General features: G+C 70.1%; 9 protein-coding genes, 4 tRNA genes and 1 riboswitch. Of the genes, 6 read left to right on the top strand and 7 right to left on the bottom strand.

Annotated elements, in window-relative coordinates:
* The 6 genes from ACFFRH_RS24330 to ACFFRH_RS24355 form a co-directional block, all read right to left on the bottom strand.
* On the bottom strand, positions 1-204 hold a 204-nt coding region (locus ACFFRH_RS24330), incomplete at its 3' end, for a helix-turn-helix domain-containing protein (RefSeq protein WP_386159753.1).
* A 107-nt stretch (positions 205-311) separates the two neighbouring features.
* Entirely contained in the window at positions 312-1,307 is a 996-nt protein-coding gene (locus ACFFRH_RS24335) for a ribonucleotide-diphosphate reductase subunit beta (RefSeq protein ID WP_344743162.1), read from the bottom strand.
* A 56-nt stretch (positions 1,308-1,363) separates the two neighbouring features.
* Positions 1,364-3,787 (bottom strand): ribonucleoside-diphosphate reductase subunit alpha, encoded by a 2,424-nt coding sequence (locus ACFFRH_RS24340; RefSeq protein WP_386159757.1) that lies wholly within the window; start codon positions 3,785-3,787, stop codon positions 1,364-1,366.
* Positions 3,788-3,903: 116 nt separating this feature from the next.
* A riboswitch (cobalamin riboswitch) is annotated at positions 3,904-4,104 on the bottom strand.
* Between the two features lie 4 nt (positions 4,105-4,108).
* Entirely contained in the window at positions 4,109-5,128 is a 1,020-nt protein-coding gene (locus tag ACFFRH_RS24345) for a tripartite tricarboxylate transporter substrate-binding protein (RefSeq protein WP_344743161.1), read from the bottom strand.
* 188 nt (positions 5,129-5,316) lie between these two features.
* On the bottom strand, positions 5,317-7,137 hold the full coding sequence (gene glmS / locus ACFFRH_RS24350) for a glutamine--fructose-6-phosphate transaminase (isomerizing) (protein ID WP_344743160.1): 1,821 nt from the start codon (positions 7,135-7,137) through the stop codon (positions 5,317-5,319).
* A 43-nt stretch (positions 7,138-7,180) separates the two neighbouring features.
* Complete coding sequence (locus ACFFRH_RS24355) at positions 7,181-7,456, bottom strand: hypothetical protein (RefSeq protein WP_344743159.1); 276 nt, start codon at positions 7,454-7,456, stop codon at positions 7,181-7,183.
* Positions 7,457-7,609: 153 nt separating this feature from the next.
* On the opposite strand from ACFFRH_RS24355, the gene ACFFRH_RS24360 reads away from it, so the two are divergent.
* The 6 genes from ACFFRH_RS24360 (at position 7,610) to ACFFRH_RS24385 (ending at position 11,605) form a co-directional block, all read left to right on the top strand.
* Positions 7,610-10,042, top strand: coding sequence for an N-acetylmuramoyl-L-alanine amidase (locus ACFFRH_RS24360; RefSeq protein WP_386159762.1), 2,433 nt, complete (start codon positions 7,610-7,612; stop codon positions 10,040-10,042).
* Between the two features lie 88 nt (positions 10,043-10,130).
* A tRNA-Gly gene (locus ACFFRH_RS24365) sits at positions 10,131-10,202 on the top strand.
* A 25-nt stretch (positions 10,203-10,227) separates the two neighbouring features.
* A tRNA-Cys gene (locus ACFFRH_RS24370) sits at positions 10,228-10,298 on the top strand.
* A gap of 74 nt (positions 10,299-10,372) precedes the next feature.
* Positions 10,373-10,444, top strand: a tRNA-Gly gene (locus tag ACFFRH_RS24375).
* A 13-nt stretch (positions 10,445-10,457) separates the two neighbouring features.
* Positions 10,458-10,532, top strand: a tRNA-Val gene (locus ACFFRH_RS24380).
* 494 nt (positions 10,533-11,026) lie between these two features.
* Positions 11,027-11,605, top strand: a complete 579-nt coding sequence (locus ACFFRH_RS24385; RefSeq protein ID WP_344743156.1) for a dihydrofolate reductase family protein — start codon at positions 11,027-11,029, stop codon at positions 11,603-11,605.
* Here ACFFRH_RS24385 and ACFFRH_RS24390 read toward each other — a convergent pair.
* Positions 11,587-12,297 carry a helix-turn-helix domain-containing protein gene (locus tag ACFFRH_RS24390; protein ID WP_344743155.1) on the bottom strand — a complete coding sequence of 237 codons (711 nt, stop codon included), beginning with the start codon at positions 12,295-12,297 and terminating at the stop codon, positions 11,587-11,589. The two genes, ACFFRH_RS24385 and ACFFRH_RS24390, sit on opposite strands and share 19 nt — an antisense overlap.
* Positions 12,298-12,713: the final 416 nt, after the last annotated feature.

Raw genomic sequence — 12,713 nt, forward strand, 5'->3', positions numbered from 1 at the left:
CGGATCCTGCTTCCACACGGTCAGCCATTTGGCGGTTTCCACATACGAGGTCGAGACACGCTCGTCGGTGTAGCGGCGGTTGCGTTCGGCAAGCGCCCTGTTCCAGATCAGCCGGACACACCCGAACGTGCGGACCAGCAGATCCGCTTGCTCGGGGGTCGGGTGGAAGCGGTATTTGAAGGCCCGCTTCACGACCTGGGACATGCTTAACACGATACCGCATGATCATGTTAAGCATGCTGGCCGATTCCGGCCTGTCCCCGCCCCGAAGGGCGGAGCCTGCGGCCTCTACGGACGAAATCACCAGCTAATCAGAAGGATTCGTCGAATGCGACATTCCCTTCCACGGCTATCTGGTAGGCCGAAACCCGGCGTTCGAAGAAGTTGGCCAGCTCTTGGACGTCCTGCAACTCCATGAACGCGAACGGGTTGGCCGTGCCGTACCGGGCGGGCATCCGCAGCCGGACCAGGCGCTGGTCGGCCACGTACTCCAGATACCGGCGCATCTGGTCCACACTCATCCCGAGCAGGCCGTCGCCGCACAGGTCGGCCGCGAAGGCCAGCTCGGCCGCCACCGCCTCCTCGATCATCTGGGTGACCTGCTCGGCGAGCTTGTCGTCGAACAGGTCCGGCTCCTCGGCCCGTACGGTCTCCACGACGCCGAAGGCGAACTCCATGTGCATGGACTCGTCGCGGAACACCCAGTTCGTCCCGGTGGCCAGGCCGCCGAGCAGGCCCCTGGAGCGGAACCAGTAGACGTAGGCGAAGGCCCCGTAGAAGAACAGCCCCTCGATGCACGCCGCGAAGCAGATCAGGTTGAGCAGGAACGCCCGCCGGTCCTCCCGCGTCTCCAGCCGGGTCAGCCCGCCGAGCGAGTCGATCCAGCGGAAGCAGAACTCCGCCTTGTCCCGGATCGAGGGGATGTGCTCGACCGCGGCGAAGGCCTTGACCCGCTCGTCGGGATCGGGCAGGTAGGTGTCCAGCAGGGTCAGGTAGAACTGGACGTGCACCGCCTCCTCGAACAGCTGCCTGCTGAGATACAGGCGCGCCTCGGGGGCGTTGAGGTGCTGGTAGAGGTTGAGGACGAGGTTGTTGGCCACGATCGAGTCGCCGGTGGCGAAGAACGCCACGAGGCGGTTGATCAGGTGGCGCTCCTCGGGCGTCATCCTCGCCAGGTCGGCGAGGTCGGAGGTGAGGTCCACCTCCTCGACGGTCCAGGTGTTGCGGATCGCGGCCCGGTAGCGCTCGTAGAACTCGGGGTAGCGCATCGGCCGCAGGGTGAGGTCCATGCCGGGGTCGAGCAACATCGGGAGACTGCCTTTCTCAAAGCTTTCGGGAGACCCTTTTCGAGGAACCGGGACGGCTACTGGCAGGCGTCGCAGTACTCGGGGTTCTCCAGGGAGCAGGCGATCGCCTCGGGGTCGAGCGCCGCCTGCGCGACCGGTGCCGCCACGGTGGCCTGCGCGATCCGGGTGGCCGGGCGCGAGCGCAGGTAGTAGGTGGTCTTGAGGCCCGACTTCCACGCGTAGGCGTACATCGAGGAGAGCTTGCCGATGGTCGGCGTGGCCATGAAGAGGTTCAGCGACTGCGACTGGTCGATGTACGGGGTGCGCGCGGCGGCCAGGTCGATCAGCGCCTTCTGCGGCAGCTCCCAGGCGGTCCGGTAGAGCGCCTTCAGGTCGGCGGGGATCTCCGGGATGTCCTGGACGGAGCCGTCGGCGCGCTTGATCGCGTCGCGGATCAGCGGGGTCCACAGGCCACGGGCCTGCAGGTCGCGGACGAGATAGCGGTTGACCTGGAGGAACTCCCCCGAGAGGGTCTCGCGCTTGAAGACGTTGGAGACCTGCGGCTCGATGCACTCGTAGCAGCCCGCGATGGAGGCGATCGTGGCCGTCGGCGCGATCGCGACCATCAGCGAGTTGCGCAGGCCGGTCCCGGCGATCCGCTCCCTGAGCCCGGTCCACTCCGCGGACCCCGCCGCCCCGTAGTGGTCGGGGTGCAGCACCCCGGCGGCGGCCCTGGTCTCCTCGTACGAGGGGTGGCGGCCCCGCTCCACGGCCAGGTCGGAGGAGGTCCGGTAGGCGGCGAGCGCGATCTCCTCGGAGATCCTGGTGGACAGCTCCAGGGCGCGCGGCGAGTCGAACGGCAGCCGCAGCGTGAACAGCACGTCGGCCAGGCCCATCACGCCGAGCCCGATCGGGCGCCACCTCCGGTTGGCCGCCTCGGCCTCGGGGGTCGGGTAGAAGCCCAGGTCGATGGTGCGGTCGAGGAACCGCACGGCGGTGCGGACGGTCGCGCGCAGCCGGTCCCAGTCCATCGCGTCCCCGGTGCTCCCGGTGCTCCCGATGCTCCCGGCGTCCGCGGACAGGTGGGCGGCGAGGTTGATCGAGCCGAGGTTGCAGACGGCGGTCTCCGCGTCGCCGGTGACCTCCAGGATCTCGGTGCAGAGGTTCGACAGGTGGATGACGTTCTGGGGCCTGGCCGTCTGGTTGGACGTCCGGTTGGCCGCGTCCTTGAAGGTCATCCAGCCGTTGCCGGTCTGGGCGAGCGTGCGCATCATCCGCCCGTACAGGGTGCGGGCGGGGATCTGCCGGGTGAACCTGCCCTCGGCCTCGGCGGCCCGGTAGGCGTCGTCGAACGCGGCGCCGTACAGGTCGGTGAGGTGCGGGACCTCCTTGGGGTCGAACAGCGACCAGACCCCGTCGGCCTCGACCCGGCGCATGAACTCGTCGGGGATCCAGTTGGCCAGGTTCAGGTTGTGCGTGCGGCGGGCCTCCTCGCCGGTGTTGTCGCGCAGTTCCAGGAACTCCTCGACGTCGGCGTGCCAGGGCTCCAGGTAGACGCAGGCCGCGCCCTTGCGCCGGCCGCCCTGGTTGACCGCGGCGACGCTGGAGTCGAGCGTGCGCAGCCACGGCACGATGCCGTTGGAGTGGCCGTTGGTGCCGCGGATCAGCGAGCCCCGCGAGCGGACCCTGGTCCAGGCGATCCCGATGCCCCCCGCGTACTTCGACAGCCGCGCGACCTGCCCGTAGCGGTCGTAGATGGACTCCAGCTCGTCACGGGGCGAGTCGAGCAGGAAGCACGAGGAGAGCTGGGGCCTGCGGGAGCCGGAGTTGAACAGCGTGGGCGAGCTGGGCAGGTAGGACAGGGTGGCCATGAGCGCGTACAGCTCGGCGGCCTCCTCGACGGTCTCGGACAGGCCGCAGGCCACCCGCAGGAAGAAGTGCTGCGGGCGCTCCAGGACCTTGCGGGTCCTCGGGTGGCGCAGCAGGTAGCGGTCGTAGACCGTACGCAGCCCGAAGTACTCGAACCTGGCGTCGGCCTCCGGATCGACCAGCGCGTCCAGCGTCCCGGCGTGGGCGGCCACGAACTCCGCGAGCCCGTCCTGGATCAGCCCCGCCTCGTGGGTCGCGGCGATGGACTCGGAGAAGTCGCGGACGCCGTGCCCGGCGGCCTCGTCGGCGATCAGCTCGGCCAGCATCGCGGCGGCGACCCTGGAGTTCGCCGGATCGGTGATCACCCGTGCGGCGGCCTCGTCGATGGCCAGCCTGCGGCCGTCCGACGCGCTCGCGGCGTCTCCGGCGCCCCCGCCGCCACCGTCGCCCGTCGCCGTCCCCGCCGCGCTTCCGGCGCTCCCGCCGCCGCCGCTCGTCGCGATCCCCGCCGCGTTCCCGGCGTCACCGTCGCCCGTCGCGGTCGCCACCGCGCTCGCGGCACCCGCGACGTTCTCCGCGTCGCCGTCGCTCACCGCGGTCCCCGCCGCGGTCTCCGCCAATGCCTGTGTCACGTAGTGCCCCTCGCTCGATCGGACTTCCCCGTACGGCTCCGCCGGATGGGCACGCGTCCGCGAGCGATCCCGGGCACGCCGGATCGCCTCGTTCCGCGGACCCTCCCACGAGGCCCTGGACAATCACGTCACCGGCAGGTCTTCGGACTCACGGGCACACCGCACACGCCTACCGGCCGTCGCTTCCCAGGCATGGCTCACCCAGTGCTCAATGACGGCTTTCGTTCCCGTTCACCGCTGCGGGGCAGTCCCGGAATCTCACCGGGTTCCCTCTTGCCTCGCCCCTCTCGGGGCGAACCAGCAACGAGCAGGATCCTACATCTAGGGGCGTCTGACGCAACTACCCCAACAAGTTGTGTCGGATGACTTCAGCAACCCGAGCTCGTGAAGCACCCCGCGAGTGCGGGCCGTCTCGGTGGAAAGCCACTGACGGAACTCGTCACCGCCGAGGTAGACCCGGCTCCACCCCTGGGACGCGCACAGGGCACGCCAGCGCGGCGCGGCGTCGACATCGTCACACAGGGCGATCGCGGCGTCCCGGTCCTGCGGGCTCATGCCCTTGGGGCCCAGCAGTCCGCACCAGTCGCTGTATTCCAGCCGGACGTCGACCTCCATGAGAGTCGGGGCGTCGATCCCGTCGATCCGGCCGCCGGAGGAGACCACCAGGGGCCGCAGGCGGCCCGCGGCGATCTCGGGCCGCAGGGCGCGCGCCGACCCCAGCAGGGCCGCCACCCGGCCGACGTGGAGCGCCTCCATGGCGTCCTCGGGGGCGAGGTACCCGGCGTACTCCAGCAGCCGGGTGTCCACCCCGAGGCACTTGCCGATCATGCCGTAGAGCACGTGGTCGGAGCCGCCCTCCGACCGGCCGCCGACCGTCAGCCCCGCCGGGTCGTGCCGCAGCCGCGCGACGAAGTCCTCGAAGGTGCGCAGGCGGGAGCCGGAGGGGACGACCAGGACCGCCCAGTCGCCGACCAGGCGGGCGATGGGGGTGGCGGCGTTCACCACGGCCGAGGTGTTGGCGATCTCCGCGGCGGCCACCATCGGCATCGAGGTGACGAGCAGCCTGCCCTCGCGCGCGAAGGGGCCGTGGAAGGCGCCGAACGCGTCGCGCGGGGCGAGGCCCAGGGCGCCCCCGCGCTCGACGGCCATCGCGGTGCGCACCAGCCCCGACTGGACCAGGACGGTCGCGAGCCTGCCCGCGATCCCGTCCCAGCCGTGGCCGTCGGCGGTCGGTTCGAGGAGGAACAGGCGCTTCACCTCAGGGCCGGCGCCGCCGTCCGCGCCGCACCCCGCGACGAGCGCGGCCCCCGCCGCCAGCGCGAAAAACCCCCTACGGCGCATAAGCGCCCCTTCCCCCAAGAACCCCCTATTCCAGATGTTACCTACCCATCACTTTCCGTGATGAAGTGGGGTATGCCGGAATTTCCGGTGGTCCGTACGCGATCACGAACCACCGGAAAAACCAACAAAAATCCGGATATCGGAGACGGCCGCCTCATGGGGGCAGAGCGCAGGGAGGAAAGCGCGACTCACTCCACCGTGACGCTCTTGGCCAGGTTCCTGGGCTTGTCGACGTCCCGGCCCAGCGCCACGGCGGCGTGGTAGGCGAAGAGCTGGAGCGGGATCGACAGCAGGATCGGGTCCAGCTCGGTCTCGTTCTTGGGCACCACGACGCAGTCGTCGGCCAGCTTGGGATCGGCCGTGCGGTGGCCCACCATGAGCACCCGGCCGCCCCGGGCGCGGATCTCGCCCAGCGTGGTGAGGTTCTTGTCCAGCAGCTCGTCGTCGGGGACGATCGCCACCGTCGGCATGTCCGGCCCGATCAGCGCCAGCGGCCCGTGCTTCAGCTCGCTGGCCGGGTACGCCTCGGCGTGCACGTACGAGATCTCCTTGAGCTTCTGCGCGCCTTCGCGGGCCGCCGGGTAGCCCCTCACCCGACCCACGAACATCATGCTGGGCGACTCGGCGTACTTGCCCGCCAGCTCCTTGATCTGCGGCTCCAGCGCCAGGATCTCCTTGATCTGGTCCGGCAGCCTCCGCAGGCCGTCGCAGATCCTGCGGCCGTCGGCGGGAGACAGGTCGCGTACCCGGCCCAGGTGCAGCGCGAGCAGCGCGAAGGCCACGGCCGTCGAGGTGAACGCCTTGGTGCTCGCCACCGAGACCTCGGGGCCCGCGTGCAGGTAGACGCCGCCGTCGCACTCGCGGGCGATCGCGCTGCCCACGGTGTTGACGATGCCGAGCACCCTGCCGCCCTTGCGCTTGAGCTCCTGCACGGCGGCGAGGGTGTCGTAGGTCTCCCCCGACTGGCTGATCGCCACGTAGAGGGTGTCGGCCTCCACCACCGGGCTGCGGTAGCGGAACTCGCTCGCCGGCTCCGCGTCGGCCGGGATGCGCGCCAGCTCCTCGATGAGCTGCGCGCCGATCTGGCCCGAGTAGTACGCGGACCCGCAACCGATGATCTTCACCCGGCGGAACGAGCGGGTCTCCCGCGCGTCCATGTTGAGGCCGCCCAGGTGGGCGATGTGGAAGCGGTCGTCCAGCCGCCCGCGCAGCGTCCTGGCCACCGTGTCGGGCTGCTCGGAGATCTCCTTGAGCAGGTAGTGCTCGTAGCCGCCGGTGTCGTAGTGCCCGGCCTCCCAGTCGACGGTCAGCGTCTCCTTGGCCGTCTCCCGCGCGTCGCTGGCGAAGGTGTTGAACCCGTCGGCCCGCAGCACGGCGATCTCGCCGTCCTCCAGGTGCACCACCTGGCGGGTGTAGCGGACCAGCGCGGCGACGTCGGACGCGGCGAACATCTCCTTCTCGCCGATGCCCAGCACGATGGGGCTGCCGTTGCGCGCCACGACCACCTCGCCGGGACGCTCGGAGTCGATCACCGCGATCCCGTACGTGCCGACGACCCGCTTGAGCGCGGTCCGCACGGCCTCCTCCAGCGAGTCGGCCTCCTTGACCGTACGGGCGATCAGGTGCGACAGCACCTCGGTGTCGGTCTCCGACAGGAAGATCGCCCCGTCGGCCTCCAGCTTGGCGCGCAGCTCGTCGGCGTTCTCGATGATGCCGTTGTGCACGACGCCGATGCGCTCGTCGGTCGACAGGTGCGGGTGGGCGTTGACGTCGCTGGGCGCGCCGTGGGTGGCCCAGCGGGTGTGGCCGATGCCCAGACCGCCCTTGAACCGCGCGGGCACGACCGCCGCCAGGTCGGCCACCCGGCCCTTGACCTTGCGCATCTTGAGGCCCTTGTTGGAGACCACCACCCCGGCCGAGTCGTAGCCCCGGTACTCAAGACGCTGCAGGCCCTCCAGCAGGATGGGTGCCGCGTCCTTGGGCCCAACGTAGGCCACGATTCCGCACATGTAACCGCTCCTTATCCGTAAACGATCGAGGTGCCGTCGTCCGCTACCCGTAGACGATCCGGCGAAGCTGCCGGAGGGAGAGTTCGGGGGCCGCGACACGGCGTACCGCCAGCTCGGCGGCCACCCTGGGGAAGATCTCGTCGTTGACCAGCCCCCTGGCCTTGAGCTCCGCGTGGCGCCGCCGGACGAACTCGTCGACGGGCTCGGAGAAGTAGGCCAGTACGTCCGCGACGACCCGCGCCGCCTCGCCCGGACCGAGCGCGCTCGTCCGGGTCAGGTGGGTGATCAGATCCTCATGCGGATTCCGTGCCGTGGACACAGAGCAGGACCATACGCATCCGGGAGAGAACACACCAAGTTCCTTGCCCGATTTCGGGCAGAGAATCTCTTCAACATCTCAATCCCGTCGCAACGCGCGACACTCGGTAATCTCTGATAACTCTAGGTAGTTATCAGAGGGGGAGGAACCGCTATGCACCGCCTGCCGGGGACCGCCGTCGTCGCCGCGCTCACCGTCCTGGCCTCGACCGTCCCGGCCCCGGTTCTCTCGGCCTCGATTCTTTCGGCGCCGGTTCTCCCGGCCTCTGTTCTCCCAGCCCCGGTCGCCCCGGCGGAGGCGGCACACCCCGGGGACCGGCCCATCCGGCTCCAGGCGCACCCGGCCCCCTCGGAGACCACGACGGCCGGCACGGCGGAGGACACGGTGAGGGACACGGCGAGGGACACGGCGGAGGACACCGCGAGAGGGACGGTGAGGGAGACGAGCCCCCGGTCCGGCAGGCAGGCCGCCTTCGCCGAGGCGGCACGGCGCTACGGGGTGCCGGAGAGCGTGCTGCTCGCGGTCTCCTACCTGGAGTCCCGCTGGGAGGGCCACGGCGGGCTGCCCAGTGTCTCCGCCGGGTACGGCCCGATGCACCTGGTCGACGGCCGGGCCGAACCCGGGCGCCCCCACGGCGCCGGGGAGGACCCGCGCGGCGACGAGACCCGGCCACGGGTGATCGCCCTTCCTCCCATGGCGGCGGACCCGCCGGAGGACACCCTGCGACGGGCCTCGGAGCTGACCGGCCTCCCCCTCGACCGGTTGCGCGAGGACACCTCCGCCAACATCATGGGCGGCGCCGCGCTGCTCGCCGACCACCGGCGCCGCACCGGCGGCGAAGGCCCCGGCGACGACCCGGCGAGCTGGTACGACGCCGTGGCCCGCTACCCCGGCGCCCCGGAGAAGGGCGCGGCGGGCAAGGAGGCGGCGCTGTCCTTCGCCGACGAGGTCTACGCGACGATCCGGTCCGGCGCCGCGCGGGTGACCGACGACGGCGAGCGGGTGACACTCCCCGCCACCCCGGACCTGCCCACACCCTCCAGCCACCTCACCCCGGCGAGGCACTCGGATCCGTCCGAGCCCCTCACCCCGGCGAGGCACTCCGACCCCTCCGAACCTCTCACTTCGGCGAGACGCCCGGGACCCACCCCTCTCACCCCGGCGAGGTTCTCCCGACCGTCCGCCCCCCGGCCCCCCGCGAAGCTCTCCGGACCGTCCGACCCGCGAGAACCGCACCCCCCGGAACGGCGCGCCTCCCCCTCCGGGCCGCCCACCGCCCCACCCGCCCCCGCCCCGGTCACCCCGGCCCCGTCGCCCGCTCCCGCCGCGAAGACCCCCGCTCCCCCCGCGAAGACGGCCATGATGCTCACCCAGCGGCCCGCTCCCGCCCCTGCTCCCGTACCGGGACCCGACTGCCCGAAGAACGTCTCCTGCGAGTGGCTCCCGGCCGCCTACCAGCGGCTCCCCGGCGGCGGGTACGGCAACCACGACCGGTCCACCGGCCCCCGGAAGATCGACTACATCGTGATCCACGACGGTGAGACGAGCTACGACGCCATGACCCGCCTGGTCAAGAACCCCGCCTACCTGAGCTGGCACTTCACCATCCGCTCCGCCGACGGCCACATCGCCCAGCACCTGCGGGCCAGGGACATCGGCTGGCACGCGGGAAACTGGTACGTCAACTCCCGCTCCATCGGCCTGGAGCACGAGGGCTACCTGGCCAGGGGCGGCGCCTGGTTCACCGAGGCGATGTACCTGGCGTCGGCCAGGCTGGTCCGCCACCTCGCCGCCAAGTACGACATCCCCCTCGACCGGGCGCACATCCTGGGGCACGACAACGTGCCGGGCACCACCCCGGAGACCGTGGGCGGCATGCACGACGACCCCGGCCCCTACTGGGACTGGGCCCACTACTTCGAGCTGCTCGGCAGGCCGTTGCGCGCCTCGGGCGGCGACGACGCGCGCTCGGTGCTGATCAGGCCCGACTACGCCACCAACAGCCCGGGGTTCACCGGCTGCGCCGGGGGATGCCGCGCCCTGGGCGCCGCCTCGGTCTGGCTGCGCACGCGCCCCTCCCCCACCGCGCCGCTGGTCAGGGACGTCGGCAAGCACCCCACCGGCGACTCCACGTACAGCGTCTACGACCACGCCGCCCGCGCCTCCACCGGCCAGCGGTACGCGCTCGCCGAGCGCAGGGGCGACTGGACCGCGATCTGGTACCTCGGTCAGAAGGCCTGGTTCCACGATCCGGCCGGAGCCCCCACCTCCGTACGCGCGTCCGGCCCCCTGGTGACGCCCAGGCCGGGCCGCTCCCCGGTCAGGGTGTACGGCAGGGCGTATCCGAAGGCGCCCGCCTACCCGGGGGGCGTTCCCGTACAGGCCCTGGTCCCGCTGCAGTACTCGATACCCGCCGGGCAGGCGTACAGCTCGGGCGGGACGACGCGGGCCTCGTACCTCAGGGCGGCCGCCTTCGACCCGTCCGAGCACCGTGTCGTCACGGGCGGGATCCGCTACCGGCAGATCCAGTTCGGGCACCGGATCATGTTCGTCCGGGCCTCCGACGTCCGGCCGGTCACCAGGTGAGGATCTTCGGCAGCCCGGCCGGTTGCGCACATCCGCCCCGTGGAGGCGCTAGAGTTTTCACGTGCCCCGGAGCGTTTCCCGGGGTCACGCGGAAGTGGCTCAGTGGTAGAGCATCACCTTGCCAAGGTGAGGGTCGCGGGTTCGAATCCCGTCTTCCGCTCCGGCGGGTCCTCAGGGGCCTGACCGGTGGAGTGGCCGAGAGGCGAGGCAACGGCCTGCAAAGCCGTCTACACGGGTTCAAATCCCGTCTCCACCTCAACGCACGACCATCGGACCCCCAGGGATCCGGTAAAGTAGTGCGAGCGCGGAGGGGAAACCCGAAGCGGATACGCGGAAGTGGCTCAGTGGTAGAGCATCACCTTGCCAAGGTGAGGGTCGCGGGTTCGAATCCCGTCTTCCGCTCTGGTTCACCCGAGGACGATTAGCTCAGCGGGAGAGCGCTTCCCTGACACGGAAGAGGTCACAGGTTCAATCCCTGTATCGTCCACCACAGCCCATGGCACTCATGGGCCGACCAGATCGACGGCCACCAAAGTCCCGGCTCAGGGTCTTGGTGGCCTTCTGTCTTCTCTGACCGGTCGCCGTTGATCGTCGCTGCTCCCCGTCTCAGCGCCACCCCCGGACATCCGTCCCCATCGCAGCGGCCATGTCCCAAAAGCCCTGCCCCCTCGCCCCGGCCGGATCGGCTTCGATTTTCGCGAGGGTAACAGCGGCTCGGCAGAGCGGCTGCCCCACACCTTCAGCCCCACACCGACCAATCCACCCGGCGGCACCTGTCATGATCGCGGGCCCGGCCGGCGAGGAGTTCGTCCGGGCGCTGCCGTGCCCGCCCATGTCGGCAACATGTCGTCGTTTCCGTCCAAGACGGCCGCGGTCGCGTTTCCTAGCATGGCACGGGCACTCCGCCGCGTGCGGCGTGACACTTACCATCCGCTTGTCGATCTACCTGGCGGCCTCGTCGCCCGGCAATGAGGAGAACACCACATGCGTGATCTGGTCTATACCGCGTTCGTTTCGCTCGACGGCGTCGTGGACTCCCCGGGCGGTGGTCCGGGCGAGGACCACCGCAGCGGTGGCTGGGTGGTCAAGGACATCGAGTTCCTGCCCGAGGCGTTCTCCCTCAAGGGCGAGGAGCTTGAGGACACGACGGCTCTGATGTTCGGCCGCCGCAGCTACGAAATGTTCGCACCGGTCTGGCGCGACTCGGAGGACCACGCCGCCTACAGGGAACTGCCCAAGTACGTGGTCTCGACCACGCTGCCCGACGACGCCCTCGTCGAGGGCTGGGGTCCGACGACGATCCTGCGCTCGGCCGAGGACGTCGCCGAGCTCAAGAAGAGCGAGGGTGGCGCGATCTTCATCCACGGGAGTGCGGAGCTCGCCCGGCGCCTGTCGGACGCGGGCCTGATCAACCGGTACAACCTGCTCGTCTTCCCGGTGCTGCTCGGAGCCGGGAAGAGCCTGTTCAGCAGCGCGGACAAGGACAAGCAGGCACTGAGCCTCCGGGCGTCCGAGGCCTACCCGAACGGCGTCGTCAAGTTGATCTACGACGTCGTCGGCTGATCCAGATCCAGGGCGATCGCACCGCCGGTGCCCTCGCGGAGTTGCCGCGCCGTACGCCCGACGTACCGGCGCAGCGCACGGGCCAGGTGCGGCTCGTCGAAGTACTCGAGCTTGGAGACGACATCGGCGACCGGGGTTCCGGCGGCCAGCAGCGCCGAGGCGTTGCGGACGCGCTCGATCTGCCGTACGGCGCCCTGGGCGAACCCGGTCGCCGCGCGGAACCGGCGTTCGACGGTGCGCCCCGAGACCGGTGGACGGTGGCTTCGGCGGACCTCGGCGACGAGCGGGTCACGGACCACGGCTCCGGCGCGCACCAGGCGCTCGACCAGGGCCTCGGCGTCGTCGGGGCCGGGCGTCTCCCAACGGAGGCCGTCCAGCCGGAAGCTCCTGTGCGTGGCGTCGGGGAGTTCGACGCCACTGTCGACCAGGGCCGGTGTGGGCATCGCCCGGAGCCAGGTGCCCACCGCGAACTCGATGCCGACGAAGGTCGCGCCCTCCGGCACCGGCGCGGTGCCGGTCCTGGTCTCGGGGCCGGAGATGTTCGCGTACGCCGTGCCCTCGAGCTCCCAGAACACCAGACCCCAGCACACCGTCGCCACCGAGGTCATCTCCGCGACCCGCTCGCTCGTACAGGTCCACACGGTGTCGCCCCAGGGCGAGTCGGACGCGCGAGTCTCGAACCGCAATGCCACGGGAGAAGGATAGGCGCAGTTCGCCGTCCACCCGATCGAGCCGCCGTCGTGCCGACCACCGACCACCGCCCGACTGGCGGCCAAGCCGGTGGGCCACCGGGAGGTCGGGCCGGAGACGCTCTTCGAGCACCCCGCCGGTCGAGGCGCGCGTACTCACCACCTACGGCCCGGCATGGCCAGAAACTCGATAAATGTCCTATTTTAGCGTCAACACGCTAGGAAAAAATCTATATATTGTCTCATCAAGGCTTTCAAGGCATTTTAGTGGAATGACCACATGCAATAAAAAAGTCCATCCGATAGGATAATCCACCGAAGCGGCGATCTCGGATTTTGGACGTAATTCACGTTCGTAATAAAAACCCATAAGCCCCAAAACAACTGGGACCCGCCGAGCATCTCCCCACCTCAATGCC

The organism is Streptosporangium vulgare (assembly GCF_042428775.1).
Lineage (GTDB): Bacteria > Actinomycetota > Actinomycetes > Streptosporangiales > Streptosporangiaceae > Streptosporangium > Streptosporangium vulgare.

Excerpts from the sequence above, each read along its gene's own strand:
- ACFFRH_RS24335 (WP_344743162.1), bottom strand. The coding sequence starts at position 1,307 with ATGTTGCTCGACCCCGGCATGGACCTCACCCTGCGGCCGATGCGCTAC.
- glmS (WP_344743160.1), bottom strand. The coding sequence starts at position 7,137 with ATGTGCGGAATCGTGGCCTACGTTGGGCCCAAGGACGCGGCACCCATC.
- ACFFRH_RS24345 (WP_344743161.1), bottom strand. The coding sequence starts at position 5,128 with ATGCGCCGTAGGGGGTTTTTCGCGCTGGCGGCGGGGGCCGCGCTCGTC.
- ACFFRH_RS24385 (WP_344743156.1), top strand. The coding sequence starts at position 11,027 with ATGCGTGATCTGGTCTATACCGCGTTCGTTTCGCTCGACGGCGTCGTG.
- ACFFRH_RS24360 (WP_386159762.1), top strand. The coding sequence starts at position 7,610 with ATGCACCGCCTGCCGGGGACCGCCGTCGTCGCCGCGCTCACCGTCCTG.